This window comes from Pseudomonas sp. No.117, assembly GCF_054558395.1.
Map to the genome: position 1 here is coordinate 338,122 of NZ_BAAJNP010000001.1, position 26,771 is coordinate 364,892.

29 protein-coding genes are annotated in these 26,771 nt (G+C 67.7%); 15 read left to right on the forward strand and 14 right to left on the reverse strand.

Annotation, left to right across the window (positions count from 1 at the left end):
• Window positions 1–3 precede the first annotated feature (3 nt).
• From ACYJP6_RS01540 to ACYJP6_RS01550, 3 genes are read left to right on the forward strand one after another with little or no spacing between them, the layout of a single operon-like run.
• Complete coding sequence (locus tag ACYJP6_RS01540; RefSeq protein ID WP_459472795.1) at window positions 4–498, forward strand: TRAP transporter small permease; 495 nt, start codon at window positions 4–6, stop codon at window positions 496–498.
• Window positions 495–1,781: a TRAP transporter large permease gene (locus ACYJP6_RS01545; protein WP_459472797.1), complete on the forward strand. Its 1,287-nt coding sequence runs from the start codon at window positions 495–497 to the stop codon at window positions 1,779–1,781. Before ACYJP6_RS01540 ends, ACYJP6_RS01545 begins: the two co-directional genes overlap by 4 nt.
• A gap of 27 nt (window positions 1,782–1,808) precedes the next feature.
• On the forward strand, window positions 1,809–3,035 hold the full coding sequence (locus tag ACYJP6_RS01550) for an aspartate aminotransferase family protein (protein WP_459472798.1): 1,227 nt from the start codon (window positions 1,809–1,811) through the stop codon (window positions 3,033–3,035).
• 52 nt (window positions 3,036–3,087) lie between these two features.
• On the opposite strand, the gene ACYJP6_RS01555 is transcribed toward ACYJP6_RS01550, so the two are convergent.
• The 3 genes from ACYJP6_RS01555 to ACYJP6_RS01565 form a co-directional block, all read right to left on the reverse strand.
• Window positions 3,088–3,957, reverse strand: a complete 870-nt coding sequence (locus ACYJP6_RS01555; RefSeq protein ID WP_459472800.1) for a LysR family transcriptional regulator — start codon at window positions 3,955–3,957, stop codon at window positions 3,088–3,090.
• A gap of 70 nt (window positions 3,958–4,027) precedes the next feature.
• On the reverse strand, window positions 4,028–4,513 hold the full coding sequence (locus ACYJP6_RS01560) for an N-acetyltransferase family protein (RefSeq protein WP_459472802.1): 486 nt from the start codon (window positions 4,511–4,513) through the stop codon (window positions 4,028–4,030).
• A 37-nt stretch (window positions 4,514–4,550) separates the two neighbouring features.
• Complete coding sequence (locus ACYJP6_RS01565; protein ID WP_459472804.1) at window positions 4,551–5,141, reverse strand: TetR/AcrR family transcriptional regulator; 591 nt, start codon at window positions 5,139–5,141, stop codon at window positions 4,551–4,553.
• 76 nt (window positions 5,142–5,217) lie between these two features.
• Between ACYJP6_RS01565 and ACYJP6_RS01570 the strand changes: the two genes are divergently transcribed.
• Together ACYJP6_RS01570 and ACYJP6_RS01575 are read left to right on the forward strand one after the other, a co-directional pair.
• Window positions 5,218–5,853, forward strand: a complete 636-nt coding sequence (locus ACYJP6_RS01570; protein ID WP_459472806.1) for a glutathione S-transferase family protein — start codon at window positions 5,218–5,220, stop codon at window positions 5,851–5,853.
• A gap of 231 nt (window positions 5,854–6,084) precedes the next feature.
• Window positions 6,085–6,843: an SDR family oxidoreductase gene (locus tag ACYJP6_RS01575; protein ID WP_459472808.1), complete on the forward strand. Its 759-nt coding sequence runs from the start codon at window positions 6,085–6,087 to the stop codon at window positions 6,841–6,843.
• A 205-nt stretch (window positions 6,844–7,048) separates the two neighbouring features.
• Here ACYJP6_RS01575 and ACYJP6_RS01580 read toward each other — a convergent pair whose 3' ends face one another.
• Both ACYJP6_RS01580 and ACYJP6_RS01585 read right to left on the reverse strand, forming a co-directional pair.
• Window positions 7,049–7,336 (reverse strand): helix-turn-helix domain-containing protein, encoded by a 288-nt coding sequence (locus ACYJP6_RS01580; protein ID WP_459472810.1) that lies wholly within the window; start codon window positions 7,334–7,336, stop codon window positions 7,049–7,051.
• 5 nt (window positions 7,337–7,341) lie between these two features.
• Window positions 7,342–7,656: a type II toxin-antitoxin system RelE/ParE family toxin gene (locus ACYJP6_RS01585; RefSeq protein WP_459472812.1), complete on the reverse strand. Its 315-nt coding sequence runs from the start codon at window positions 7,654–7,656 to the stop codon at window positions 7,342–7,344.
• 273 nt (window positions 7,657–7,929) lie between these two features.
• Here ACYJP6_RS01585 and ACYJP6_RS01590 point away from each other — a divergent pair, with 273 nt between their 5' ends.
• A complete protein-coding gene (locus tag ACYJP6_RS01590) occupies window positions 7,930–8,463 on the forward strand; it encodes a DUF924 family protein (protein ID WP_459472814.1) in 534 nt (177 codons plus the stop codon).
• 27 nt (window positions 8,464–8,490) lie between these two features.
• Here ACYJP6_RS01590 and ACYJP6_RS01595 read toward each other — a convergent pair whose 3' ends face one another.
• A complete protein-coding gene (locus ACYJP6_RS01595) occupies window positions 8,491–9,438 on the reverse strand; it encodes a GlxA family transcriptional regulator (RefSeq protein ID WP_058763110.1) in 948 nt (315 codons plus the stop codon).
• A 97-nt stretch (window positions 9,439–9,535) separates the two neighbouring features.
• On the opposite strand from ACYJP6_RS01595, the gene ACYJP6_RS01600 reads away from it, so the two are divergent.
• Genes ACYJP6_RS01600 through ACYJP6_RS01610 form a run of 3 tightly spaced genes read left to right on the forward strand, consistent with a single transcriptional unit; the run spans window position 9,536 to window position 12,351 of the window.
• Window positions 9,536–10,336 (forward strand): SDR family NAD(P)-dependent oxidoreductase, encoded by an 801-nt coding sequence (locus ACYJP6_RS01600; protein ID WP_459473409.1) that lies wholly within the window; start codon window positions 9,536–9,538, stop codon window positions 10,334–10,336.
• Between the two features lie 26 nt (window positions 10,337–10,362).
• The gene (locus tag ACYJP6_RS01605; RefSeq protein ID WP_459472816.1) at window positions 10,363–11,127 is read left to right on the forward strand and encodes an SDR family oxidoreductase; all 765 of its coding nucleotides are present in this window, start codon (window positions 10,363–10,365) and stop codon (window positions 11,125–11,127) included.
• A gap of 51 nt (window positions 11,128–11,178) precedes the next feature.
• Complete coding sequence (locus ACYJP6_RS01610; RefSeq protein WP_459472818.1) at window positions 11,179–12,351, forward strand: MFS transporter; 1,173 nt, start codon at window positions 11,179–11,181, stop codon at window positions 12,349–12,351.
• Between the two features lie 42 nt (window positions 12,352–12,393).
• Here ACYJP6_RS01610 and ACYJP6_RS01615 read toward each other — a convergent pair whose 3' ends face one another.
• Entirely contained in the window at window positions 12,394–13,077 is a 684-nt protein-coding gene (locus tag ACYJP6_RS01615; RefSeq protein ID WP_459472820.1) for a nucleoside/nucleotide kinase family protein, read from the reverse strand.
• 274 nt (window positions 13,078–13,351) lie between these two features.
• Here ACYJP6_RS01615 and ACYJP6_RS01620 point away from each other — a divergent pair, with 274 nt between their 5' ends.
• Window positions 13,352–14,812 carry a YdgA family protein gene (locus ACYJP6_RS01620; protein ID WP_459472822.1) on the forward strand — a complete coding sequence of 487 codons (1,461 nt, stop codon included), beginning with the start codon at window positions 13,352–13,354 and terminating at the stop codon, window positions 14,810–14,812.
• A 375-nt stretch (window positions 14,813–15,187) separates the two neighbouring features.
• On the opposite strand, the gene ACYJP6_RS01625 is transcribed toward ACYJP6_RS01620, so the two are convergent.
• The 5 genes from ACYJP6_RS01625 to ACYJP6_RS01645 form a co-directional block, all read right to left on the reverse strand.
• Window positions 15,188–17,149, reverse strand: a complete 1,962-nt coding sequence (locus ACYJP6_RS01625) for a DUF7844 domain-containing protein (RefSeq protein WP_459472824.1) — start codon at window positions 17,147–17,149, stop codon at window positions 15,188–15,190.
• Window positions 17,146–17,466, reverse strand: a complete 321-nt coding sequence (locus ACYJP6_RS01630; RefSeq protein WP_459472826.1) for a DUF2388 domain-containing protein — start codon at window positions 17,464–17,466, stop codon at window positions 17,146–17,148. Before ACYJP6_RS01630 ends, ACYJP6_RS01625 begins: the two co-directional genes overlap by 4 nt.
• Window positions 17,467–17,500: 34 nt before the next feature.
• Window positions 17,501–17,800: a DUF2388 domain-containing protein gene (locus tag ACYJP6_RS01635; RefSeq protein ID WP_145008098.1), complete on the reverse strand. Its 300-nt coding sequence runs from the start codon at window positions 17,798–17,800 to the stop codon at window positions 17,501–17,503.
• A 100-nt stretch (window positions 17,801–17,900) separates the two neighbouring features.
• Window positions 17,901–18,221 carry a DUF2388 domain-containing protein gene (locus ACYJP6_RS01640; RefSeq protein ID WP_145008100.1) on the reverse strand — a complete coding sequence of 107 codons (321 nt, stop codon included), beginning with the start codon at window positions 18,219–18,221 and terminating at the stop codon, window positions 17,901–17,903.
• A gap of 73 nt (window positions 18,222–18,294) precedes the next feature.
• Complete coding sequence (locus ACYJP6_RS01645) at window positions 18,295–18,504, reverse strand: DUF1127 domain-containing protein (protein ID WP_459472829.1); 210 nt, start codon at window positions 18,502–18,504, stop codon at window positions 18,295–18,297.
• A gap of 260 nt (window positions 18,505–18,764) precedes the next feature.
• Between ACYJP6_RS01645 and argC the strand changes: the two genes are divergently transcribed.
• A complete protein-coding gene (argC, locus tag ACYJP6_RS01650) occupies window positions 18,765–19,718 on the forward strand; it encodes an N-acetyl-gamma-glutamyl-phosphate reductase (RefSeq protein WP_459472830.1) in 954 nt (317 codons plus the stop codon).
• A gap of 187 nt (window positions 19,719–19,905) precedes the next feature.
• Here the strand turns inward: argC and yihA are convergent, their stop codons facing one another.
• Window positions 19,906–20,544 carry a ribosome biogenesis GTP-binding protein YihA/YsxC gene (yihA, locus tag ACYJP6_RS01655; RefSeq protein ID WP_459472831.1) on the reverse strand — a complete coding sequence of 213 codons (639 nt, stop codon included), beginning with the start codon at window positions 20,542–20,544 and terminating at the stop codon, window positions 19,906–19,908.
• A gap of 202 nt (window positions 20,545–20,746) precedes the next feature.
• On the opposite strand from yihA, the gene ACYJP6_RS01660 reads away from it, so the two are divergent.
• The 3 genes from ACYJP6_RS01660 (at window position 20,747) to ACYJP6_RS01670 (ending at window position 24,130) form a co-directional block, all read left to right on the forward strand.
• The gene (locus ACYJP6_RS01660; protein WP_145008106.1) at window positions 20,747–21,376 is read left to right on the forward strand and encodes a thiol:disulfide interchange protein DsbA/DsbL; all 630 of its coding nucleotides are present in this window, start codon (window positions 20,747–20,749) and stop codon (window positions 21,374–21,376) included.
• Between the two features lie 177 nt (window positions 21,377–21,553).
• On the forward strand, window positions 21,554–23,320 hold the full coding sequence (locus ACYJP6_RS01665; RefSeq protein ID WP_459472833.1) for a diguanylate cyclase: 1,767 nt from the start codon (window positions 21,554–21,556) through the stop codon (window positions 23,318–23,320).
• Window positions 23,321–23,344: 24 nt separating this feature from the next.
• Window positions 23,345–24,130, forward strand: a complete 786-nt coding sequence (locus ACYJP6_RS01670) for an N-acetylmuramoyl-L-alanine amidase (protein ID WP_459472834.1) — start codon at window positions 23,345–23,347, stop codon at window positions 24,128–24,130.
• Window positions 24,131–24,145: 15 nt separating this feature from the next.
• Here ACYJP6_RS01670 and gbdR read toward each other — a convergent pair whose 3' ends face one another.
• Window positions 24,146–25,243 (reverse strand): choline metabolism transcriptional regulator GbdR, encoded by a 1,098-nt coding sequence (gbdR, locus tag ACYJP6_RS01675; RefSeq protein ID WP_145008112.1) that lies wholly within the window; start codon window positions 25,241–25,243, stop codon window positions 24,146–24,148.
• Between the two features lie 468 nt (window positions 25,244–25,711).
• On the opposite strand from gbdR, the gene choX reads away from it, so the two are divergent.
• A complete protein-coding gene (gene choX / locus ACYJP6_RS01680; RefSeq protein WP_459472836.1) occupies window positions 25,712–26,653 on the forward strand; it encodes a choline ABC transporter substrate-binding protein in 942 nt (313 codons plus the stop codon).
• Window positions 26,654–26,771 lie beyond the last annotated feature (118 nt).

Below are 26,771 nucleotides of genomic sequence, written 5' to 3' on the forward strand. Positions count from 1 at the left end.
GTCATGAGCGATCCGACCCACGTCCCGCACCGTCCCTCGCGGCCCGAGCGCCTGTTGCAGGCCGTGGGCGTCCTCTTGTTCCTCGCTACTTTCGGCGCCATCACCGGCGGGGTTGTGGCGCGCTACTTCCACCTGCCCGGCTTCGAGTGGTCGTTCGAGATCGCCGCCCTGAGCTTCGTCTGGGTCACCTTCATCGGCTGCGTGCTGGCCGAGCTGCGTGGCGAGAACGTGCGCTTCGTCGGCGTCCTGCTGCTCCTGCCGCCGGCCGGCCAGCGCGCCCTGCAGGTATTCGGCTGCCTGGTGCTGCTGGGGGTCAGCCTCTGGCTGCTGACCAGCGGCTGGGCGGTGCTGGAGCGCTCCGGACGGGTACCGACTCCGGTGCTGCGCTGGCCCTCCGGCCTGATGACCCTGGCGCTGGTCAGCGCCGCCGCCCTGCTCGTCGTCATCGCCCTGCTCCGGCTATGGCGCGTTCTCGTCCGTCGGGAGCCCCAGGCATGACCGTCCTTGCGCTGTTCCTCGCCTTCATCGTGCTGCTACTGACCGGCATCCCCATCGTCTGGGCCATGGCCGGCGCCAGCATCGTCGCCCTGCTGGTGGGCGACCTGAGCATGCCCCTGGCCTGGCTCGCCCAGCAGACCATCCGCGGCGCCGACTCCGCCACCCTGAGCTCCATCCCGCTGTTCCTGCTGGCCGGCGAGCTGATGAACCGCGGCGGCCTGACCCGGCGCATCATGCGCATCGCCGAACACTTCCTCGGCCGCTTCCGCGGCGGCCTGGGCCTGGTCAACGTGGCCACCGCCTTCGTCTACGGCGGCCTGACCGGCTCCGCCACCGCCGACACCGGCGCGGTGGCCAAGGTGATGATTCCGGCCATGGAAGAACGTGGCTATCCCCGCGCCTTCGCCGCTGCGGTCACCGCCGCCTCCGGCACCCTGGGCATCATCGTGCCACCCAGCGTCATCCTCATCCTCTATGGCGTGCTGACCAACACCTCCATCGGCGGCCTGTTCGTCGCCGGCCTGATCCCTGGGGTGCTGCTGGCACTGACCTTCATGGTCACCGCCTATGTGGTCGGGGTGCGCGAGAACTTCCCCAAGGTCGACGAGCGCCTGCCGCTGCGCGAGCTGCTGCGCGACCTCGGCTACGCCCTGCCGGCGCTGTTGATGCCGGTGCTGGTGCTCGGCGCCATCGTCAGCGGCTTCGCCACCGCCACCGAGGCCGCCGCCGTCTCGGTGCTCTACGCCCTGGCCGCCGGCGCCCTGGTCTATCGCGAACTGCGCTGGCGCGATCTGTTGCCGGCGCTCCACGAAGCGGTGATCACCACCGGCTCGGTGATGATCATCATGGCGGTGGCCATGCCCTTCGGCTGGATCCTCACCGTCGAGCAGGTCCCCCACACCGTGGCCGGCTGGATCGTCGACCTCCACACCGGCCCCTTGCTGACCATGCTGCTGATCGTGCTGGCGCTCAAGGTGGTGGGCTTCTGGCTCGACCTCGGCCCGGCCATGATCATCCTCGCGCCCATCCTGGTACCCATCGCCAAGGCCGCCGGCTTCGAGCCCTATCAGATCGGCCTGATCTTCACCGTGACCCTCGGCTGGGGCCTGTTCACCCCGCCGATCGGCACCAATATCTTCGTGGTCTGCAACGTCGCCCGGCTGTCCATCGGCGAGGTGTCCTGGCGCCTGGTGCCCTTCTGGATCGCCACCGCCGTGGCCGTCGCTCTGCTCGTGCTCTTCCCTTCCCTGAGCGGCTGGTTGCCCCGCCTGCTCGGTTACTGATCAACCCGCAATCCGAGTACCCCTGTCATGACCTTTCTCGTGGGTGGCATCTCCAGCGCAGGACGCGCCCTGCCCGATCTCCAGGGCCACGCCTTCCGGGTCACCCGCTCCGCGGGTGCCTACCTTTGGGACGACCGCGGCCAACGCTATCTCGACACCGCCATGGGCTTTGGCGCCACCCTGCTCGGCCATGCCCCGCCCCCGGTACTGGAGGCGGTCGCCCAGGCCCAGGCCGAAGGCCCCATGCCCTCCTTCGCCCATGCCCGCGAGGAAGCAGCAGCCGCCGCCCTGGCCGCTCGCTGCGGTGACCTGTCGCAGGTAATCTTCCTCAATACCGGCAGCGAGGCCGTGCACCTGGCCTGCCGCACCGCGCGCATCGCCACCGGCCGCGGCCGCATCGTCAAGTTCGCCGCGGCTTACGACGGCTGGTACGACCCGGTGGCCTTCGGCAACACCCAGTCACCGGCCGCGCGCATGACCGGCGCCCGTCCCGAGCGCGACGGCATGCTGCTGCTGCGCTACAACGACTTCGCCGACGTGGAGCGACTGTTCGCCGAATACGACGACATCGCCGCCATCCTCATGGAACCGGTGCTGGCCAACGCCGGCTGCCTGGAACCAGCCCCCGGCTATCTGCAGTACGTCACCGACCGCGCCCATCGCCATGGCGCCCTGGTGATCCTCGACGAGGTGCTGATGGGCTTCCGCCTGCACGCCGGCCTCACCGGGCATTACCTGGGCGTGGACGCCGACCTAGCGGCGGTGGGCAAGGCCATCGGCAGCGGTATCCCGGTCGCCGCCCTGCTCGGCAAGCCGGCCATCATGGCGCTGTTCGAGCGTGGCCAGGTGATACGTGCCGGTACCTACAGCGGCAATCCGCCGGCCTGCGCCGCAGTGCTCGCCACCCTGGAGCTGCTGGTCCAGCAGGACTACTTCGCCCTGCTGGCCCGCGGCGACGCCCTGCGCGCCCGGCTGGCCAGTACCTTCGCCGCCCAGGGTCTGACCTTTTCCAGCAGCGGCTATGGCAGCGTCTTCACTCCTTGGGATTGCGACCAGGCGCCCAGCGACTACGCCCAGGCAGAGGTCAGCGTCGATGCCGAATGGACCCGCGCCCTGCACTTCGCCCTGCGTGCCCGCGGCGTCCTGATGATGCCGGTCGCCTACGGCCGCCTGTACCTGACGTTCGCCCACGACGATGAGGTCCTGGCGGAACTGGAAGCGGCCTTTACGGAGGTGGCCCAGACCTGGGCATAGGGATGGGACTTGTCCGAACGGTGCCTGCGCCCGGCGACTGTTCGGACAACGCCTAGGCGATCGCAGCGCGCTGCCGCTCCTGATAGCGATCGCGGATGAAATTGGCCAGCCGCCGGGTGCTCAGCCGCGCCCCGGACGGTACCAGCAGCGCCAGCTCCAGGTGCGGTAGCAGCGGCAAGTCCTCGAACGCCCCCAGCACCCGCCAGCCCTCGGGAACCACCGACGCTGGCAGCACCGTCACCGCCGCGCCCAGGCGCACCGCGGCGAGCACCCCGGGCAGGTGCGACGAAGACGAGACGATGCGCCAGGGTCGCCCGGCCTCGTCCAGCGCCGCGAGGATGCCCGGTCGGGCGCGACAGCTGTCGGCAAATAGCGACAGCGGCAACACCTGCTCCCGTTCCGGACGTTTTCCCACCACGCTGCACCATACCTGGGCTTCTGCGCAGAGCAGTTCGCCCACGGGGCGACCCGCTTCCCGGGTGACGATGGCCAGATCCAGATCCCCTACCTGCACCTGGGGCTCCAGGCGCTTGGAAAAATCGCAGAGGATCTCCACCTGGATTTCCGGGTGCTGCGCGGCGAAGGTCTGCAGCAGCCAGGCGCCGAGGCTGTCCAGGTAGTCGTCGGGCATGCCGATGCGCACCCGCGTCGCCTCCAGCTTGCACTCCAGGGCGCACAGCGCCTCGTCTTCCAGGATCAGCATCCGCCGCGCATAGCCCATCAGGATCTCGCCGTGGGCGGTCAGGCTCACCCCCTTGCGACTACGTTCCAGCAGCCGCTTGCCCACCCGCTCCTCCAGCCGGCTGACGATCAGACTCACCGCCGCCTGGGTCTTGCCGATCCGCTCGGCCGCCGCCGTGAAGCCGCCGTGATCGATCACCGCGATAAAGGTAGCGAGGGCATCGGTATCGAAATGGCGCATGGCGCTAACTCGTGATAACGGGGCGATAGGCTCTGTCAGGCAAATTGCGTTCCGTTGTGACGCGCCGTCGTCAGTCCAGCCAGCGATACATCACATAGCAATCCACCAGCCCCAGGCTCCTATGCCGATAGGCCTTGGGCAGGGTGCCGACGATCTCGAAGCCATGCTTCTGCCACAGCCGTACCGCCACGCTGTTGCTGGCCACCACCGAGTTGAACTGCATGGCCTGAAAGCCCAGCTCGCGGGCCACCTGCAGCGAGTGCTCGCAAAGGGCGCCGGCCACGCCCTGGCCGCGGGCGGCGGGGGCGACCATGTAGCCACAGTTGCAGACGTGGTCGCCTGGGCCCATGGCATTGGCTTTGAGGTAGTAGCTGCCGAGGATCTGGCCGTCGCGCTCGGCGACGAAGGTCGCCCGCGGCAGCTCCACCCAGAGGCGCCAGGCATCGTCGCGGGTCATATCGGGATCGTAGGCATAGGTTTCCTGCGCCTGGACGACCTGCTGGATCAGCGGCCAGACCTGGTCGAAATCGGCGGCTGCCAAGGGGCGAATCTGCATGGGTGACTCCGGCTGAGAGGCGAGGTACCAGTGTCGCCTAGCCCGCCGAGCCTGCCAAATCCACGTCGGCGGCCAGCACGTCGTGAGCCCCCTGGCGACAGGCCGCCAGCAGCTCCTCGGCGAAGCCCTCGTCATTAAGCACCCGTGCCAGGGCCACGCCGCCGATCAGCGTGGTGGCCAGCTGTAGCGCCCGGCTGCGGCGCTGTACCGATGAGCCGGGCAGATCCTGCTCCAGCCGCCGTACGAAGCCTTCGAAAAAGCGCGTGTAGCTGCCGCGGATGGCGACCTCCCGGTGGGTGACGTCCGCCGCCAGAAAGGCCAGCGGACAACGCAGCGCTTCGCCCTCGGTATGCTCGCGACTCAGGTAATGCTCGACCAGTTGCCCGAGGCCTTCGCTACCCAGACCTTCGAGCCGGGCACTGCCTACCCGCGCGGCGTGGCCGATGGCCTGGTCGTAGACGTCGGTCTTGGTGCGAAAGTGATGATAGAAGGCGCCGCGCGTCAGACCGGCGTCGGCCATCAGCTCGTCGAGCCCGACGGCATCGAAGCCTTTCAGGGCGAACAGGCGGGCGGCACTGTCGAGAATGCGTTGGCGGGTCTGCTCGCGTTGATCAAGGGGCCAGGCCATGGCTGCTCCAGATTATGTTCTTGAACATAAGGTCCCCTTTGCCAGCATGCAGCCTTCTTTGCAAGGAGCCTATCCCATGCCACCCTATCTCTTCGGTCCCGCCTTCAGCAGTCTGGTACGCAGCGTGCGCCTCTATAGCCTGGAACGGGGACTGGACCTGCCCTGTGGTCTCGCGCCCGCGGGGCAACCGGTCGCCTGGCGCAGCGACGCCCATCTGGCGCTGCATCCCTTCGGCCAGGTCCCGGTGCTGCTGCACGGTGAACGCCGTGTCTTCGAGACCCTTGCCATCTGCCACTACCTCGACCGGCACCTGCTATCCACAGCCGATACCCTCGATGATCCCGAACAAGACGCCTGGGCCAGTGCTCTGCTTACCACGGTGGATACCCGGCTGATCCGCCGCTATCTGCTGCGTGTCGCCGGGCCCCGGCCGGATCCCCAGTTCACGGATGCAGAACATGAACGCGCCGCCGCCGAGGTCAGCGCGACCCTGGCGGTGCTCGATCGCCAGCTGGGCGGCAGCGCCTTTCTGTGTGGGCCCGACTTCTGCCTCGCCGATGCCCTACTGGCACCGATGCTGGACTACCTGGAGCGCCTGCCGGAACCTCGCTGGCTAGCCGCCTGGCCACGCCTCACCGCCTACCTCATCCGCCTGCGGGAGCGACCGTCCGGCCAGGCAATCCTGGTACCGGCCGACTTCACGCTACGTTGAGGCAGTCGAACCCTGTCCTTGCGGCAATCACTTCGCGCTGCCGCTGGCAAGACTATCGACGCGCCATATTCCCCGCCCGATTACCAACCTTACCCTGAACACCCTAACCATCCCCTCTCCCCCCTGGGAGAGGGCTAGGGTGAGGGCCACCCAAGACTCCGGCCAGACGCCTGCCTCATCTCCTCCCGACCTGCTAGCCTTGAGGCACCCCATCCGCCACCAGGATCGCCCATGACCACCGCCCGCCCCATCGCCCTCGTCACCGGTGCCTCCCAGGGTATCGGTCGCGCCGTCGCCCTCGGCCTGCTGCAGGACGGCTTTCGCGTGGTCCTGGCTGCCCGCCGCGCCGAGCCCTTGGAGGCCCTGGTGAAAGAAGCCCGCCAGCAGGGCGGTGAAGCCCTGGCGGTCCCTTGCGATGTCACCGATGCCGCTAGCGTCGAGGCGCTCTTCGACCGCATCCGCGCCACCTACGGACGCCTCGACCTGCTGTTCAACAATGCCGGCGTTGGCGCTCCGGCGGTGCCCATCGATGAACTGGAACTGGACGCCTGGCACCGGGCGGTCAACACCAATCTCACCGGCGTCTTTCTCTGCAGCCGCGCCGCCTTCGCCCTGATGCGCGAGCAGTCCCCGCGCGGCGGTCGCATCATCAACAACGGCTCCATCTCGGCCCATACGCCAAGACCCTTCAGCGCGCCCTACACCGCCACCAAGCACGCCGTGGCTGGCCTGACCAAGGCCCTGGCCCTGGACGGCCGCGCCTTCGATATCGCCTGCGGTCAGATCGACATCGGCAACGCCGCCACCGAGATGACCGAACGCATGGCCAACGGCGTCCTGCAGGCCGACGGCAGCACCGCGGTGGAACCGCGCATGGACGTCAAACATGTCGCCGACGCCGTCCGCTACATGGCCAGCCTGCCGCTGGACGCCAACGTCCAGACCCTGACGGTGATGGCGACCAAGATGCCGTTTGTGGGGCGTGGATAGGTTTCACGTGGAACGGCCGTAGGCCATGGGGTACAAAAAAATTGGTAAGACCGCGCGCGCAAAGCAGCTCAGAAAGGTAGCGTCTGCATCGCACCGGCGAGCCCAGTGCTCACTATGTGTAGCGGCTTAGAAATCCCAGCATTCCACATTTATCTACGACATCTACTTACTGCCGCTTAGGCAGTTCAAACCCAGCGGCGACGGACTAAGCCCCCAGCGCCGCCAGTACATGCACAGGGTCGTTCTTGAGCGCCACTAACAGGGCCTTCGCCGGCCCAGTGGGTTCACGCCGGCTCTGCTCCCAGTTACGCAGCGTACCGACGTCGATATTAAGTTTCTTGGCGAACTGCGCCTGGCTCAGTCCGGTGTTCTTGCGGATCTGCTTGATCTGCAGGGCATCGACGTGGAACTCACGGGAAGGTTGCCGCTCACCCCGGACGATCTCGTCCATTTGGGTAACGCTTTCCATGAGGTCATCTAGGAACTTGGTCATGCTGTTTATCTCCACCTTTCGATCATGGCCTTCAAGGCTTTTCGGTCCTCGACGGAGAGGTCGTCCTTCTCGCTCTTGGGGTAGATCAGTAGCAGGGCAATCCGAGCATCGGCAGCGAAGTGATAGTAGATCACCCGAGAGCCGCCACGCTTGCCATGGCCACCGCTGGCGACACGGATTTTGCGTAGGCCGCCGGTATCCCTGATGACATCGCCTGCCGCCGGGTTCTGCGCCAGCTCGCGTTGGAAGGCAGCGTAGGCATCATCCTCAAGCAACTCTTTGACGAGCCTCGTGAACACCGGGGTTTCGATGAAGATCATGTCGCGATCCCTGCGCCATTGACGTACTGCGATCATACAGCGCTGGCCATATGAGTCAATGACGTACCCTCTTCGCTCGCAAGCCGTTCTCAAACCGCCGTACCCGAATGCACGGGAGCTGGCCGAGCTGCTGATAGATTTCTTGAGAAATCCGAAACGTATGGCTTCTAGCTTTTGGAAACGCCGCGACGACAGCCTGGCTCTTTTATCTAGGCTTTGACATAGGGCTGTACCGCCGCCCAGGCACTATTGGATCGACTGGAGAAAGACACCATGCAACCACAGGAACTCGTGACCTTCTGGCGCGCCGCCGGCCGCCGTAAGTGGTTCAAGGGCGGCCCCGCCTTCGACACCGAATGCCGCACGCGCTTCGAAGCCGCACATTTCGCCGCCAGTCGCCGCGAGTTCGAGAATTGGCTGGATAGTGCCGAAGGGGCCCTGGCGCTGTGCCTGCTGCTCGACCAGATCCCGCGCAATATCTTTCGCCACAGCGGTCACGCCTTCGCCAGCGATGGCCTGGCCCTGCACTATGCCCACCAGGCGATCGAGGCCGGCCTGGACCTGGAGATCGACCCCGAGCTGCGTGCCTTCTTCTATCTGCCCCTCGAGCACTCCGAAGTCCTGGCCGATCAGCAGCGCTCTCTCGCCCTGTTCGAGGCCTTGGGCGTCGAGCACTACCGCCGCTATGCCCAGGCGCACTTGGAGGTCATCGTTCGCTTCGGGCGCTTTCCCCATCGGAACCGGGCACTGGGCAGACTGGATACGCCGGACGAGCAGGCCTGGCTGGAGGCGGGCGGCGGTTTTTAGACAGACCAGCGGAGCGATGCCCGCCGTTCAGGCCAGGCGGCGGGCATCGCGGCGGATCATCTGGGGCGGCACGCCGAAGCCGCGCACGAACACCTCGCGCAGGTGGCGACGATCGCGAAAGCCGGTCTCGCGGGCGACCGTTTCCAGCGAATGACGGGTCTGCTCGATCATCAGCCGCGCCGCCTCCAGGCGCAGTCCCTCGATGGCCTTGGCCGGTGACTGCCCCGTCTCCGCGGTAAATACCCGGCTGAATTGCCGCGGACTCAGATGAGCCACCTCGGCCAGCTCCTCGACGCTCAGGGCACGGTTCAGGTGCTGGCGGGCATAGGCCAGGGCCGTCTGGATGCGATCCGACTTGGGCGCCAGGGCCAGCAGCTCCGAATGCTGGGTCTGGCCGCCCGAGCGGAATTGCTGCATGACCAGCCGGTGCGCCACCGAGCGCGCCACCTCCATGCCCAGGTCCTTTTCCACCATGCCTAGCGCCAGGTCCAGGCCGGCGGTCATGCCCGCGGAGGTCCATACCGGGCCATCGACGATGAAGATGCGGTCTTCCTCGACGCGGATCTGTGGATAGCGCTCCTGCATAGCCCGGGCGAAGGACCAGTGGGTGGTGGCCCGGCGCCCATCGAGGAGGCCGGCCGCGGCCAGGGCGAAGCCACCGGTACAGATCCCCGCGGTGCGGCGCGCCTGGGCGCCGGCCTGGCGCACGAAGTCCAGCAGCGTCGGCGATGGCTCGGTGGCCAGCGGCGTCAGGTTGCCGACGATGAACCAGGTATCGGCGCGGCCCGGCGTGCCCAGGGCTTCGGTCTCCACCAGCAGCTGCTGCGAGGAGCGCACCGGACCGCCCCGTTCGGAAAAGATCGCCTGGGTATAGAAGGGCTCGCCCAAGACCAGATTGGCGAACTCGAAGACGCTCTGGGTCGCCAGCGCCATCACCTGGAAGCGCTCGCCCAATACATAGCCGATCCGATGCATGACCCGGTCTCATGTCCTAAAACATGACTATAAGCGTCATTTGCGCCATCGACCAGCGCGCTCATCATGGCCTCACACCCACCCCGGAGACCTGATGATGACCCGCTCCCCGCAAGGTACTGCCCTGATCACCGGCGCCTCGTCCGGCATCGGTGCCCACTACGCCGAACAACTGGCCCAGCGTGGCTACGACCTGATCCTGGTCGCCCGGGATCGCCAGCGCCTGGACGCCCTCGCCCAGCGCCTGACCGACGCCACCCGCCAGAGTGTCCAGGTCCTGCCGGCCGACCTGGCCAACCCCGCCGCCCTCGCCGAGGTCGAGCGCACCCTGCGCGAAGACGCCAGCCTCACCCTGGTGGTCAACAACGCCGGGATGGGCACCCACACGCCGCTGCTGCAGAGCGATCCGGCGCAGATGCAGCGGATGATCGCCCTCAACGTCACCGCCCTCACCCAGTTGACCTATGCCGCCGTACCGGCCTTCGTCGCCCGCGGTCACGGCGCCATCATCAACATCTCCTCCATCGTCAGCCTGGCGCCGGAGTTGCTCAACGGCGTCTACGGCGGCAGCAAGGCCTATGTCACGGCCTTTACCCAATCCCTGCAGCGCGAGCTGGCCGGGACCGGCGTGCGCGCCCAGGCCGTGCTGCCCGGCGCCACCGCCACCGACTTCTGGGAGCGCGGCGGCCTGCCGCTGGAGCACCTCGATCCCGCCATCGTCATGAGCCCGGCCGACCTGGTCGCCGCCGCCCTGGCCGATTTCGAGCGCGAGGTCGCCATCTCGATCCCCTCGCTGCACGACCTGTCTCGCTGGGAGACCTACGAAGCCAGTCGCCTGGCCATGGCCGACCAGTTGTCCAGCCGCCAGCTCGCCCCCCGTTATCACACCGCCCATTGATCTTGACCCTGAGAGGAGCACACCCCATGAAACTGACCGACAACACCGTCTTCATCACCGGCGGCACCTCCGGCATTGGCCGCGCCCTGGCCGAGGCTCTGCACCGTCGCGGTAACCAGGTGATCGTCGCCGGCCGCCGCCAGGCGTTGCTCGACGAGATCGCCGCCGCCAATCCCGGCCTGGATACCGTGCTGCTCGACATCGGCGACCCGGCGCAGATCAAGGCGGTCGCCGCCGAAGTCATCGCCCGTCACCCCGGTCTGAACGTGGTGATCAACAACGCCGGCATCATGCCCTTCGATGATGCCGGCGCCGGCAACCTGGACGATGCCCAGGCGGTGCAGCTGGTCACCACCAACCTGCTCGGCCCGGTACGAGTGAGCGCCGCCTTCATCGAGCACCTCAAGCGGCAGCCGGAAGCCACCCTGATCAACAACACCTCGGTGCTGGCCTTCCTGCCGCTGGCGGCCACGGCGCTCTACTCGGCCACCAAGGCGGCCCTGCACTCCTACACCCTGTCCCAGCGCTTCCAGCTGCGCGACACCTCGGTGCAGGTGCTGGAGATCGCCCCGCCGTGGGTGGACACCGACCTGGTCCACAAGAGTGGCGACAGCCGCGCCATGCCCCTCGACGACTTCATCGCCGAGACCCTGGACAAGCTGGCTAGCGCCGAGACCGAGGTGCTGGTGGATCGCGTGGTGCCGCTGCGCGCCAACCCCGGTCCCCAGGAGCACGCGCTGATCAACCAGTTCAACCTCTCGCTGGTCGAGAATCCCATCCCCGTCGCCTGACCTCGACACGCCGGCCGCCTCCTGCGGTCGGCGTGCACCCTGGAGCCTCCCATGTCCTCATCTCCTTTGCCCGGGGCCCTGCGGCCCCTGAGCCTGGCCTACTTCGTCCAGGCGGTCGGGGCGCTGTCGGTGGTCGGCTGCCTGCAGGCGATTTCCCGCGAGTGGCAGCTCAGCGACAGCCAGAGTGCCTACCTGCTCAGCCTCTTCGGTGTCACCTTCGCCCTGGCGGCGCCCCTGCTGCAGATGCTGCTGGGCCATTGGGCGCGGCGGACCCAGGTGCTCGGCGGGCTGTTGCTGTTCAGCCTGGCCGCCCTGCTGCTCGCCTGCGCAGCCAATTACCCGATTCTGCTGGTCAGCCGGGTGCTGATGGGCGTGGGCGCCGGCTTCATCGGTCCGGTGCTGGGCGCGCTGGGCGCCGGTCTGGTCAGCCGCGAGCAACAGGGCAGCGCCATCGCCACGGTGCTGCTGGGGCTGAGCCTGGCCAGCCTGGTGGGTCTGCCGCTGAGTGCCTGGGTCGCGACCACCCTTGGCGTGCGCCCGCTGTTCGCCGGCATCGGCGGACTGGGGCTGCTCACCGCCTGGCTGATCTTCCGGCAGGTGCCCGACCGGGTCCCGGGCGAGCGCATCGCCCCGGCCGTGGTCGCGCGACTGCTGACCACCGCCCACTCGCTGCACGCCTTTCTGGTGGTGTTCTTCATCGCCGCCGGGGTGTTTTCCACCTACGCCTTCCTCACCCCCATCGTGCGCCAGGACTTCCACGGCAGCGCCGCCGCTGTCTCCCTGGCACTCGCGGTGCTGGGGGTCGCCGGGGTACTGGGGAACCTGCTGGTGATCCGCGCCGCCCGCCGCTTCAGTGCCGAGCGACTGCTGCTCGGCGGCCTCCTGCTACTGGCCCTGGCGCTCTCGATCCTGGCCCTTGGCCAGGGCCGCTTCGTGGCGCTGCTCCTGGGCCTGGTGGTCTGGGCGTTGGCCACCGACATCCTCTGGCCGTCCCAGCAAAGACGCATCCTCGAACAGCTCGCCGAGGTACGGGGCATCGCCCTGGCGCTGACTGCCTCCTTTATGTTCTGCGGCATCGGCGTCGGCACCTTCGTCGCCGGCCAGGTGTATCCCCGTCACGGCCTCCAAGGGCTGCTGCTGACATCGCTGGGTTTCCTGCTGCTGGCGCTGTTCAGCCTGCAGCGCTCCAATCGAGCCGCGGTCCCTCTTTCGCAGCCGGCATGACCGGCCCAGCCAAAAGGCCCCTGCGTGGGGCCTTTTGGGGTTTCATCCGGCGAGCGGAACGTCTCCCTTGGCCGCCCCATCTCGCCACTCCACCACCAGATCCGCCCGCGCGCGATCCCCGTCGATCAGGCGCGCATTGGGTTCGTCGGTACTCTCCACCCAGGCCTCGGCGTCCGCGCGACTGCGGCCGAAGTGCATGTGCCGCGCAATCAGGCGCTCGCGGCGCTCCTCGGGGTCGACGCGCACGTACCAGCATTCGTCGAACACCTCGGCCACATCGTGCCAAGGTTCCTGGGTCAGCAGCAGGTAGTTGCCCTCGCTGATCACCAGCTGTGTCTCGGCGTGGACCGGAATGGCATTGGCGATGGGCTCTTCGAGCTCGCGGTTGAACAGCGGGGCATAGACGGTCTCTCCCGCTACCGGATCTTTCAGGCGCTGCAGCAGGGCGCGATAGCCGCGGGCGTCGAAGGTATCCGGCGCACCCTTGCGCTGGGCCCGACCCAGGCGGGCCAGCTCCTGGTTGGCCAGGTGATAGCCGTCCATGGGGACCACCACGGCGCGCTCGCCCAAGGCTGCCGCCAGGAGTTCGGCCACCGTCGACTTGCCCGCGCCCGGGGTGCCGGCGATGCCCAGCAGGCGGCGACCACCCTGGGCCAGCAGCGCCTCGGCGCGGGCCAGGAGTTCGGCGGGCAGTTGCAGGCCGGCGACCGGACGCTGACTGCTCATGCCGGCGTCCTCGGCAAGGAACCCAAGGGGCTGGCGGGCGAGCGAACAGGGACGGTCATGGGGCCTTCTCCGGCAGAATGGAATCGCGGCACGCTAGCACCCGCCAGCGCAGCCGTCGACTCGTGACCCGCGGCACCGGAAAGGGGTCACAGTCCGCCACCAGCCACCTGGCCAAGGGCCGGGCACCCCCTCGGCATCCGCCCGGCGCTCTCGTACACTCCGCTTCCGATCCGTCGGGGGCCACCCCGCGATGCCTACAAAGGGACTTGTCGCCATGAAGAAACCGCTACTCACCACCCTCGCCGGCCTGGCCCTGGTGGCCGTCGGCATCGGCGTCGGTGGCGCCTGGTACACCGGCAGCCGGCTGGAGGGCGAGTTGCGCCAGGCCGCCAGCCAGGCGCAGGTGGCCCTGCAGGCGGAATTGCCCGAGTACCCGCTGCAGGTCCAGTTGGCCGACCTGCAGCGCGGGCTGTTCAGCAGCACCGCCACCTTCAGCGTAACCGTGCAGGCCGAGGATCGTCCGCCCGTCGAGGTGCTGCAGGTGCAGGACGCTATCCAGCACGGGCCCTTCCCGCTGACCCGCCTCAGCTCCCTGCAGCTGGCACCCGTCATGGCGGTAAATCGCTTCACCCTGGCGCGCACGCCGCTCACCGCCGACCTCTTCACCCTGGCCAAGGGCGTCGAACCCGTGCGGCTCGACGCCACCCTGGGCTACGATCAGAGCGTCGACGGCCAGTTGGCCCTGGCCGCGCTGCACCTGGACCAGCCCCAGGGGGCCGTGGCCTTCTCCGGGCTGAACGCCACCTTCCGTACCGATCTGGAGGCACGTCAGCTGCGCCTGGACGGCGCGGTGGGACAATTCAGTCTGAATGTCCGTACTCCCGAGGGGTGGGCCAAGCTGGAGACGGAAGGCTTCGCCCTGACCGGCGACAACAGGCGCAACGCCGATGGCTTCTGGCTCGGCCCGGGCCAGCTGCGCCTGGCGCGCCTGCTGGTGGCCATGCCCGGCAAGCCGACGGTCGCGCTGCAGGATCTGCAGTTGCAGAGCGATACCCAGCAGCAAGGCCAGCAGCTGTCCGGCACGCTCGCGGCCAGCCTCGGCAGGGTCGACGTCGCCGGCCAGACCCTGGGCAAGGCCAGCCTGAGCGGACGCTATGCCAACCTCGACAGCCCGGCCCTCGCCCAGCTCAATACCCTGCTGCAGCACCTGCAGGTGGATACCGAAACCGGACTGGATCCGACCACCCAGGCGACCCTGCAGCAGCACCTCAGCGATGTCCTCGCGGCCCGGCCGCAGCTGGTGATCGACGACCTGCGCCTCGACACGCCCAGTGGCAGCAACCATCTGCGCCTGGACCTGACGTTGGACAAGCCCGCGACCTTCGAGCTGACGCCTGAGCAGCTGGGGGCCCAGATGGTGTCCCGTCTCGACGCGCAGCTCTCGGTGGCGCGCAGCAGCCTGGTGGATGCCGTCCTGTTCCAGGCCGGCGCTGGGAGTGCGCAGCCGGCGCTGCAGCAGCAGGCCCGTGCCACCGCCGAAGCCCTGGCCAGCATTGGCCTGAACAGCGGCCTGCTCAAGGCCGAGGGCGACGATCTGGTGGCCACGCTGGCCTACGCGGCGGGCCGCCTGACCCTCAACGGCCAGGAAGTCCCGCCAGAGCGGCTGCTGGCCCTGCTGGAGCGCCCGCAGCCGCCGGCACCCACGCCACCGCAGGGCAAGGCGCCGAAGCGCTAGCGGATGCTGGGGCCGTTGGGCTTCGACGATGGAGCCGTATCAACCCAACCTACGCAGGTCCGTAGGTTGGGTTGAGCGCAGCGAAGCCCAACACGCCTTCCCCGTTGGACTTCGACGATGGAACTGTCTCAACCCAACCTACGCAAGTCCGTAGGTTGGGTTGAGCGCAGCGAAGCCCAACACGCCCTCCCCGTTGGGCTTCGACGATGGAACCGTCTCAACCCAACCTACGCAGGTCCGTAGGTTGGGTTGAGCGCAGCGAAGCCCAACACGCCCTCCCCGTTGGGCTTCGACGGTGGAGCCGTCTCAACCCAAAGCTACGCAGGTCCGTAGGTTGGGTTGAGCGCAGCGAAGCCCAACAACACCCCAACCGCCCTACTTCAGCTCCAGCCCACCACTCGCCTTGTTCAGCTCGCGCAGGTGCTTGCCCAGCAGGTCGAGGTTGGCTTCGGTCAGGTCCAGGCCATCGCGGGCCTCGGGCGAGAGCAACTGGCGGACCTCGTTGTTGAGCGTATCCCTGAGGCTGCGCAGGTGGGCCTGGCGCTTCTGGCTCTCGGCGGTCAGTTGCTCCCATTCGCCCGGCTGTGGCAGGCCGTAGCCCTGGGTGCCGAGCAACTCGGCCGGGCGGCTCAGGTAGCCACTGTCCTTGAGGATCTGCTCCAGGGCGCCACCGGCCTTGCCGAAGCGCGCCTTGTCCACCGCGTCCTGGCCGAGGTAGCGATCCTTGAGCTCGGTCTGCGCCTGCAGCAACGCCCGGCGATAGGCTGCCTGCTCCAGGAGCAGCAACGCCGCGCTGGCGCGCAGGTCGGCGCGCTGGAATTGCTCGCGGCGCTGTTGCGGGGTCAGCGCCAGCCAGGCCTCCACATCGGCCTGGGGCAGGTTCAGGCGCTCCTTGGCCACCTTGAACATCGCCTGGAAGCGCTCGCGGAAGCTGTCGAAGCGATAGCCCAGGCGCAGGGCCTCACGCGGATCGTCGAGTACCGAGGTGTCCACCAGGCCCTTGATCTTCAGGGCATCCATCAGTCCGGTGGGGGTGATGACGTCGAGCTGGGCCTCGGCCAGCCGCGGTACTCCGTCATGCAGGAGCTTGAAGGTCTCCACCGCGCAGTTGTTGGTCACGAAGTAGTACTGGCCGTCATAGCTCCAGTGCACCTGGGCGGTGCGCTCCAGGAAGTCGGCGATCTCCGGACGGGTCAGCTTGAGCGGGACGGATTGCAGGCCGCGCAGCTCCACCTTGGTGTACTCGTCCACCACCTGGGCCAGCGGCAGCACGAACAGCCGCGACGGATAGGAGCCGGTCAGGCCGCGCCAGCTGGAGAGCTGGACGTCGTTGACGAAGGCGCGGAACGACAGCACCAGGTGGTATTGCAAGTCCAACCGGCAATCCGGGCCACGCGGGCGGCCGGGGGCGCAGACCACCAGGCGCAGCATGCTGTGGCCCCAGCGGCTCATGACCTTCTCGTTGCCCTCGGCCAGCAGGTAGTCCACCGCATAGACCCGCTCCGGATCCAGCCAGCCCAGGGGCGCCTCGCCGAAGTCGTTGCCGGCGTTGAGATAGGGGTAACGGCCGGGACAGGCGTCGTGCTTGGGCGACCAGCCGAAATGCTCGGCGAAGTAGCGCTGCAGCGCCGGTCGCCGACAGGCATAGCTGGGATCGAGCAGGAAGTACTCCATGTTCACCGCCACGAATTCCTTCGGGTTGGTGACTTCGTAGAGATCCGGGCTGCGGGCGATGAACAGGTTCTTCGACTCGCGATTGCCGTGCTTGCGGGTCTTCACCTGCCAGCCGGCCAGGTCCAGCAGCCGCGGATCGTCGGACAGGGTATAGCTGCGCCCCGCCTGGCCCTGGCACTTCAGCGGCAACTGGTCGGAGGTCAGGCCCAGGCCGCCACAGGAGAGGATCAGCTGGCGCTGTGCGGGGGTCCAGACGCGCTCGCGATCGTAGAAATGGGTCAGTTCATGGAGCACCGTCGCCAGCAGCTCGCGGTGCTGGGTGCCATGGGGCCGCCCGGTCTGGATCCGGGTGTCGCTGCCGTCCACCAGGCTCGCCAGCAGCTTGCGGTTGAGCAACAGGTCGCGCCGATCCGCCTCGCCGTAGGCTTCTTCCAGCAGCTTGTCGCTCCAGTGCACCGGGATGCGCTCGTCCAGCGCCGCCTTGAATTTGGGCGGCAGCAGGGCCTGGGCTTCGTCCAGCAGCTGCTGGGTCGCCTGGATCTGGGCGGGCGTCAGGCCCTGGGTATCGAGTTCGAGCTGCAGGGCGGCCTGAGCCCCGCCAAGGGTCAGGCCGGCGGCGAGGCCGGCCAGCCATAACCACAGCCGGCCAGCGCGGCCGCTCACAGTGCGAGGATGGCCTGGGCCAGCTGCAGGTCGTTGGCCTGACGGGCGGCCGGGAGCTGGTCGCGCAGGCTGCGGAAGGCTTCTTCCAGCTGGACGCCACGGATGTCGCCGTTGCTGGCGACGAAACTGGCGGCGTCGCCACGGGCCGCCTGGATCATCTTGGCGTCGCGGATGGAGGTGGTGGTATCGGACGTGAAGTCGATGCTGCGTTGCAGCGCCCGCACCACGATGTTGCTGGTGGCCACCAGGGTCTGGGCCTGAGCCAGGCTCGAAAGGCCCAGGGTCAGGGCAGCGGCGATAAGCAGGGAACGGCGCATGGATACTCCAGGGATGTCACGGAATTGAAACGGACTACTGACTCAGAATGGCCTGGGCGAGTTCCCGATCGGAGGCGTGCAGCCCGGGATCGGCCGCGCGCAGGGCCCTCAGGGTTTCTTCCAGCTGCGCGCCACGCAGGGCGCCATCGGTGGCGACGAAGGCCGCCGCATCGTCGCGCGCTGCCAGGACCAGCTTGTTCTGGAAGGGGCCGGTGGTGAGCTGGCTGGTGCTGTAGATGGTCTTGACCAGACCCTCGGTGGTGGAATCGAACGCCAGGACCGGCGTGGCGAGGCAGAGACCGAGCAGCAACCCGGCAGAACGGCGGAAATACATGGATGGCGACCCTCCGGTGGCAGTTGGTCGCCAAGGCTAACGCAGCCCCCCGCTCCGGGCTAGCAGGCACGGCGCGCGGGGTGTTTCACGGCAGGCCGATCTAGAGCGCGACGATGGCCTGCGCCAGCTGCGCATCGCTCGCCTGGCGCAGTTCCGGCGCCTGGCTGCGCAAATGGTCCAGGGCCGCCTCGAGGCGTACCCCGCGGATATCGCCGGCGCTGCCGACGAAACTGGCGGCGTCGTCGCGGGCTTCGAGCACCAGCTTGTCGTTCTTGAAGGATCCGGTGATGGCCGAGGTGGCATCGGACGTCGCGTCGATGGCGTTGACGATGATGTCGGTGGTGACGTAGAAGCTCGACGCCGAGGCGGCGGTGGACAGGCAGAACAGCGCCGCAGCGGCGCCCAGGTGCAGGCTTTTCATGGGTGACTCCCGTCTGGATAGGCTTGAGTGAGACTACCGCCAACGCGAGGAAGTCGCACCTCGCCGCGGAATTTCACTCGCGCCAGAAGGGCTTGCTCCCCTCCCGGTACTGATCCGCCTGGTTGAGCCCCAGGTCGGCCAGCGCTCGGCCATCCAGCTGCTGCAGTTGCCGACGACCCCGCGCGCGCAAATGCCAGCGGACCAACAGGGCGAGCAACCGCACGAGTAGGGAGTGACGTTTACGCAGAGGCTTGGGCAGGGTAACGAGGGAGAGGTGATCCATGGCGATGTCCAGCTGAGCAGCAGGGAGCACCCAGCTTCGCCGTTCACCGGAGGACGGAACACCTACAGACAGGCATTACTGTACCCGTACAAAACAGCTATCAATACATCTGTACCCCTCAGGAGCGAGGGAACCGCTCTGACGCATCCCGCTGCGCCGGTCGCCGACAACCCAGCTGTATCCCTCACGGGCGGCGTACCCCTGAACTGCCCGAATCGCTACAATCGGCTTTTCAGCGCCCATCCGCGAGAGGCACCGCCATGAGCTTCAAAGTTTTCGTCGACGGCCAGGAAGGTACCACCGGCCTGCGCCTGCTGGATTACCTGACCGGCCGTTCGGACATCGAGCTGCTGCGCATCGACGAAAGCAAGCGCAAGGACCCGGCCGAGCGCGCACGCTTCCTCAACGCCGCCGACGTGGCCTTCCTCTGCCTGCCCGACGCGGCCTCCCGCGAAGCGGTCGGCCTGGTGACCAACCCTAACACCTGCATCATCGACGCCAGCACCGCCTTCCGCACCGACAGCGGCTGGACCTACGGCCTGCCCGAGCTGGCCCCGGGTCAGCGCGAGGCCCTCCGCGCCAGCAAGCGCATCGCCAACCCCGGCTGCCACGCCAGCGCCTTCATCCTGCTGGCCCGCCCGCTGGTAGATGCCGGCCTGCTGCCGCCGGAGACGCCCCTCGCGGCCTTTTCCCTGACCGGCTACAGCGGTGGCGGCAAGCAGATGATCGCCGCCTACGAAGCGGGTGGCGATGCGCGCCTGCAGAGCCCGCGCCCCTATGCCATGGGCCAGGGCCACAAGCACCTGCCGGAAATGCGCGTGCAGAGCGGCCTGGCCGCCGCACCCGTATTCAGCCCCATCGTCGGCCCCTTCCTCAAGGGCTTGGCGGTGACCATCCCGTTGCACACCAGCCAGCTGCGCCCGGGTACCACCGCCGCCGACCTGCAGGCCGCCCTGGCCCGTCACTACGAAGGCGAAGCCTTCATTCGCGTCGCGCCGGTCGCGGCCGAGGAAGAACTGGACAACGGCTTCTTCGATGTCCAGGCCAGCAATGACACCAACCGCGCCGACCTCTTCGTCTTCGGCAATGCCGAGCGCCTGACGCTGGTCGCGCGGCTGGATAACCTGGGCAAGGGCGCCGCCGGCGCCGCGGTCCAGTGCATGAACGTGCACCTGGGTGTCGACGAGGGTCTGGGGCTGAACAGCGGCCGCTAGTCAGGGCGCAGGCTTTCTGTTCGGCCGGCGCGAACCTTTTCCAAGGCGCCCCGTCTGAACTGCTGAATGGCTTGGATAGCCGTTCTGCTCCTTTGCTGTTTAGTGTTGGCAGATGCTGGACCCACCTTTGCGGTCCAGTCTTGAACTCCGGACTTCTCCCCTCCCCCGATGGAAGTCCGGAGTTTTTTTATGCCTCGGCAACGGCCTCGTCGAGGCCCAGCCAGGCGGCCAGCACCCGCTGGGCGTCTTCCACGCCCTGGCGCTTGGGCGCCGAGAACAACTGGATGCTGGCCGTCTCGCCCCAGCCCTGGCGCAGGTCTCGCTGGACCTTGAGCAGGGCGTTCTTCTGGGCGCCGAAGGCCAGCTTGTCGGCCTTGGTCAGCAGGATGTGCAGCGGCATGGAGCTAGCCTGGGCCCACTCCAGCATCAGGCGGTCGAACTCGGTCAGCGGGTGGCGGATATCCATCATCAGCACCACGCCACTTAGCGAATGACGGCTGCTCAGATAGGCTTCCAGATGCTCCTGCCAGTGCTGCTTGAGCGGGATCGGCACCTTGGCGTAGCCGTAGCCGGGCAGGTCCACCAGGCGTCGCTCGTCGTCGAGGGAGAAGAAGTTGAGCAACTGGGTGCGCCCCGGCGTCTTGGAGGTACGCGCCAGGTTGGCATGGGTCAGGGTGTTGAGCGCACTGGACTTGCCGGCGTTGGATCGCCCGGCGAAGGCCACCTCGCGGCCGCTGTCGGCCGGGCACTGGTCGACCTTGGCGGCGCTGATGAGAAAGGACGCCTGCTGGCATAGACCGACGATGGGATTCTTGAAGCTGGACATGGGCGTACTCGCGACCGCGCGGCAAAGCCAGCAGTATATCGGATGCGCCGGGTCAGGACCGCGCCCGCCGGCAACCTGAACGAAGCCTGAACATGGCCGGCGTACGACGACCTGGCGACTAGGCGCGGCCCTGCACCCGGCTACAATGCCCGCAATCCGTAACGCCCGGTTGGTGGGCGTGTCATCCTCCAGGAGTAGCCCCATGCGCAACCTGCTTTTCTCCGCCGTGTTCGCCGCCGCCAGTCTGTTCGGCGCGGCTGCCCATGCCGACGACATCCAGGCCGGCAAGCAGTACACCGAACTGAGCAGTCCGGTTCCGGTGTCCGAATCCGGCAAGATCGAAGTGGTTGAGCTGTTCTGGTACGGCTGCCCTCACTGCTACGCCTTCGAGCCCACCCTCAACGCCTGGGCCAAGAAGCTGCCCGACGACGTCGCCTTCAAGCGCGTCCCGGCCATGTTCGGGGGCGTCTGGAACGTCCACGGCCAGCTGTTCGTGACCCTCGAGGCCATGGGCGTGGAAGCCAAGGTGCACGACGCCGTCTTCGCTGCCATCCACAAGGAACACAAGAAGCTGGCCACTCCCGAGGAGATGGCCGACTTCCTCGCCACCCAGGGCGTGGACCGCGACAAGTTCCTCAGCACCTACAACTCCTTCGCCGTGAAGGGCCAGGTGGAAAAGGACAAGAAGCTGGCCATGGCCTACCAGATCACCGGCGTGCCGACCATGGTGGTCAACGGCAAGTACCGCTTCGACCTGGGCTCCGCGGGTGGTCCGGACGAGACCCTGAAGGTCGCCGACTTCCTGATCCAGAAGGAACGCGCTGCCAAGTAAGCCCTCGCCGCCGCCGCGTCCAGCGGCGGCGCCTCCTCAGCTCGTCCCGCCCAAGCGGCCTCCGGTCGTCCTGCTCAAACTTTCCCCACCCCGGCCGATACCCTAGCGACTATCAGGTCGGCTGGCCGCTTCGGCGTGCCTGCCTACCAGCCACCCTCGAGCCTCTGGAGCAGGCGGATGGAGCGCGCGGACGTCGAACGCTGGAAAAACAAGTACCTGGAAAGCCTGGAAACCCTGGAACGCCTGGAAAACCGGTGGGAAAACCGCCTGGACCTGGTGCGCCGCGGCCTGGTGCGCAGCAGTCTGGCCGCCGAAGGCAACGACGTGGCGGTGGACGCCTGCCTGGTCGAATTGCGTGACATCCTCCGCCGTGACGACAGCGACGCCGAGCTCGCCAGGCTGATTCCGCGCCTGGAGCGCACCGTGCTCGACTCCGAGCAGCGCCGCGAAGCGCGCACCCGCCAGGTGGCCGAGGCCTTCACCGAACTCTGCCGCCTGCTGCTGACCCTGGAGTTGCCGCGGGAACAGCGCAAGACACTCAAGGGCTTCGCCAAGCGCGCCCAGGCGGCCGCCGGCCAGCCGGGCGAGCTACCCGCGCTGCTCGGTGAATTCAGCCGCCTGCAGCAACAGGCCCTGGCCCAGCTGCACCCCGAGCAACCGGCCCGCCCCGGCTTGTTGCAGCGCCTGCTCGGTGGGCGCGGCGAGGCCGCGGAAGAGGCTACTCCGGCACCCGGGTCCGCTCAGCCAGCCACCACCTCGGCGGCGGCCGCTGCGCCAGACGCGCTGGAGACGCCCGCCCTGCTGTCGCCACCGGACCCTACCCCCGCGGCACCGGCCGCCGAGGCGCCGGCCACGCCAGCCGATCCGGCCTATGCCCTGCCCCCGGTGCCCGAGCCTGGCTACAGCGCCATCGCGCCGCACCTGGAGGCGACCCTGCTGCGGCTGCTCGACGACCTGGCCCTGCCCGACAGCCACAAGCCCCAGGCCGAACACCTGCGCCAGCGGATCCAGGGCAGCCTGAACTGGTACGAACTGGTCCCGGTGCTCGACGACCTGTCGGTGCTGGTACTGGCCCTCAATCATTCCGGGCAGAGCGAATTCCAGCACTACCTGCGGCGGCTCAACGAGCGCCTCGCCGCCTTCCAGACCGGCCTGCAGGACGTCCACGTACAGCGCGCGGATGGCCAGACCCAGGAACGGGCCTTTGGCGATGCCCTGCGCGGCCAGGTGAACGAGCTGCAGGCGGAGGTGCAGGAGGCGACCGACCTCGACGGCCTCAAGCTGTCGCTGGATGCCCGCCTGGAGGGCCTGCTATCCAGCCTGGCGGAGCAGCAGGCCCAGCGCGAGACCCGCGAACAGGAAGCCAGCGTGCACCTCAGCGCCCTCACCGAGCGGGTAGCGGGCATGGAACGGGAGGCCCAGCAGTATCGCGGTCACCTGGAAGAGCAGCGGCAGAAGGCGCTGTGCGATCCGCTCACCGGCCTGCCCAACCGCGCCGCCTGGAGCGAACGGCTGGACCTGGAGGTGGCGCGCTGGCAACGCCATGGCGGCGACCTGCTCATGGCGGTGCTCGACGTGGACCTGTTCAAGCGCATCAACGACGGCTACGGCCACCTGGCCGGCGACAAGGTGCTCAAGATCATCGCCAGCGAATTGCAGCGGCGGCTGCGCAAGACCGACTTCATCGCCCGTTTCGGCGGCGAGGAATTCGTCCTCCTGCTGGGCGCGACGCCCCTGGCGGGCGGCGCCACCCTGATCGAGCAGCTGCGCGCCGCGGTGGCGGCCTGCCCCTTCCACTTCAAGGGTGAGCGCGTGGTGGTCACCCTGTCCGCCGGTCTTGCGGCCTTTGCGCCGGGCGAGGATGCCGATACCGTGTTCGAGCGTGCCGACCAGGCGCTCTACCGCGCCAAGCGCGCCGGACGCGATCGCCTGGAAGTGACCTGACTCCTTCATCCTCGCGAGGTACCCGTGCGAAACCTGCTCAAGCTCCTCCCCTGGCTACTCTGCGGCCTGCTGCTGGCCGGCTGCGCCAGCGGCCCGCGGATCAACGACGACTACACCTCCCGCGACCAGGACAGCCGCGTGCAGTACATCGTGCTGCACTACACCGCGGCCGGCTCCCAGCAGTCGCTCAAGCTGCTGACCCAGGCCGGCGTCAGCGCCCACTACCTGATCGATACCGACGGCACCATCTACCGTCTGGTGGACGAGAATCGCCGCGCCTGGCACGCCGGCGCCAGTGAATGGGAAGGCCGTACCTGGCTGAATTCAACCTCCATCGGCATCGAGATGGTCAACCTGGGATTCCGCGAGACCCCGGCCGGACGCCAGTGGTACCCCTTCAGCGAAGCCCAGATCCAGGCGCTGATTCCGTTGCTCAAGGACATCGAGCAAAGGCATAGGCTGGATAGACGCGCCATCGTCGGTCACAGCGACATAGCGCCCGGTCGCAAGCAGGATCCGGGGCCGCTGTTCCCCTGGGCACGCCTGGCCGCTGCCGGGCTGATCAACTGGCCGGACCCGGCGGTGGTCGCCCAGCGCCAGGCCAGCCTGGGCGGCGTGTTGCCGCCACCCGCCTGGTTCCAGGATCAACTCGCCCGGATCGGCTACGCGGTACCCCGCACCGGGGCACTCGACCCGGCCACCCGCGACGTGATCGGTGCCTTCCAGATGAAATACCGGCCGGGCCGCTTCGACGGCCAACCGGATCTGCAGACGGCTGCGCTGCTGCTCAGCCTGCCCAGCGGGCGCTAGGCGGCCTGAGGCAGCTTACAGCCGCACGCTGGCGAACGTCGATTCGCCCTGCGCCTGGCTCAAGGCCGCCAGCGCCGAGGAGGCCGGCATCAGCGACAGCTCCTGGGACAGCGGCATTAGCGCGATGGGCTGCTGGATGGTCGGGCCCTGGCGCTCGTCGCGCGGCGGGATGCCGAAGTATTCGCGGTAGCACTTGGAGAAGTGCGGGGTGGAAACGAAACCGCACACCGAGGCTACCTCGATGATCGACAGGGTGGTCTGCTTGAGCAGCTGCCGGGCGCGGATCAGGCGCAGCTTGAGGTAGTAGCGCGACGGCGAGCAGTGCAGGTACTTCTGGAACAGCCGCTCCAGCTGGCGCCGGGACACGTCCACGTAGACCGCCAGCTCGTCGAGGTCGATGGGCTCTTCGAGGTTGGCCTCCATCAAGGCCACGATCTCCTGCAGCTTGGGCTGATTGGTACCGAGCATGTGCTTGAGCGGCACGCGCTGATGATCCTGCTCGTTGCGGATGCGCTCGTAGATGAACATTTCCGAGATGGCGGCCGACAGCTCGCGGCCGTGCTCGCGACCGATCAGGTGCAGCATCATGTCCATCGGCGCGGTGCCGCCAGACGCGGTGCAGCGGTTGCGGTCGATGGTGAACAGCCGGGTGCTGAGCACCACCCGCGGGTAGGCTTCCTGCAACGCCGCCAGGGTTTCCCAGTGCACGCTGCAATCGTAGCCATCAAGCAGCCCGGCACGGGCCAGGGCCCAGCTGCCGGTGCACACCGCGCCCAGCTTGCGCCCCTGGCGCGCCTGGCTCTGCAGCCAGGTGCAGTGCTCGCGCGAGACGCTGCGCTGGATGCCCACGCCGCCGCAGACGATCACCATATCCATCGCCGGGGCGGCGCTGACGGCGCTGTCCGGAGTGATCTGCAGCCCATCGCTCGCCCGTACCGGCCGGCCGTCCAGGCTCAGGGTGCACCAGCGATACAGTTCCCGCCCCGACAACTGGTTGGCCATGCGCAGCGGCTCCACGACCGAAGCCAGGGAGATGAGGGTGAAATTGTCCAGCAGCAGGAAGCCGATGGACTGGATCGCACGGGCCGGTGACGAGGTGGGAATGGGCGACATGGTGGGAATCTCCTTCACGCAGGCTGGAGGCCCTTTTTCTGGGCTCTAATGAAATCCCGCAGACGACACTGAACGAAAAATGTGTCGCGGACACGTAAGTCATGTCGCAATTCCCATGCCGAAACTGTGTGAACCCCGACGCAACCTCGCTGTCTGGGACGCGCCATCCACTCGGTGGCCGCCAATGGCGTTGATTAGATGGGGTTTTTGATTGCGACCTCGCTGATCCGAGACCGACCTGTCGGCCCCGGCCCCGCCCCGGAATCGATCCCGCGGTAACACCTGGACGTAACCGACGCGCGCCAAAATGTGGCAAGGCGACTCAGCCGGCACGGTTGTAGGTCAGTCATGCCGACCGCCCGTCGCCCTTCTGGCCACTTATGGCGAAAAGCCACGACGGCGCCGGCCGAACGGACCGGTACGTGCAACGCGCAGGGCCCCAGCCCGCTCGAACCCTTGGAGTCCAGGATGAAGATCGCCCAAGCGCTGTGGTTGTCCGGCCTGTTGCTGAGCGCGACGGTGCAGGCGGCAGAAGAGCCCGAGAGTTGTCGCCAGGTCCGCCTCGTCGATGTCGGCTGGTCCGACCTAGACGTCACCAACGCCATGACCCGCTACCTGCTCAGCGCCCTGGGCTACGACACCACGGTCCTCAAGCTGCCCCTGCCGGCGACCTACGAAGCCCTGGCCAAGAACGATGCCGACGTCTTCCTCGGCAACTGGATGCCGGCCCAGACCAAGATCAGCCAGCCCTACGTCGAGGCGGGCAGTGTCGAACGACTGCACGTCAACCTGGAGGGTGCCCGCTACACCCTCGCCGTTCCCCAGTACGTCTACGATGCCGGGGTCAAGCGCTTCGCCGACATCGCCACCCATGCGGAGCGCTTCGGCAACACCCTCTACGGCATCGAACCCGGTAACGACGGCAACGCCCTGGTGAAGAAGATGATCGCCACCAACGCCTTCGGCCTGGGCGGTTTCACCCTCAACGAATCCAGCGAGCAAGGCATGCTGACCCAGGTGCGGATGAAGGAACTGCTGGGCAACCAGTGGATCGTCTTCCTGGGCTGGGAGCCGCATCCGATGAACATCCGCCACAAGCTGGCCTACCTCGATGGTGGCGACGACTACTTCGGCCCCAACCAGGGCGGCGCGACGGTCTATACGCTGACCCGCAAGGGCTATGCCCAGCAGTGCGCCAACGTGGGCCGCCTGCTGGGCAACCTGGTGTTTTCCCTGGCTATGGAAAACCAGCTGATGGACCGGGTGCTCAACGAAAAGGACAACCCACGCCGCGCCGCGCGCAACTGGCTCAAGCAACATCCCGAGCAGCTCGAGGCCTGGCTCAAGGGCGTCGCCACCCCCGGCGGAGCCCCGGGCAGCGCCGCGGTCAAGGCCAGTCTGGCCAACTGAGCGCCCGCCTCGGCATCACGCCTCCGGCCCTCTGGCCGGCACCAGCGGGCGCCGGACGAGCCCCGGCCCGCCCGGCCAGGCCGGCACGGCCTACCGCTCGCCGGGGCCTCCCCCGGGC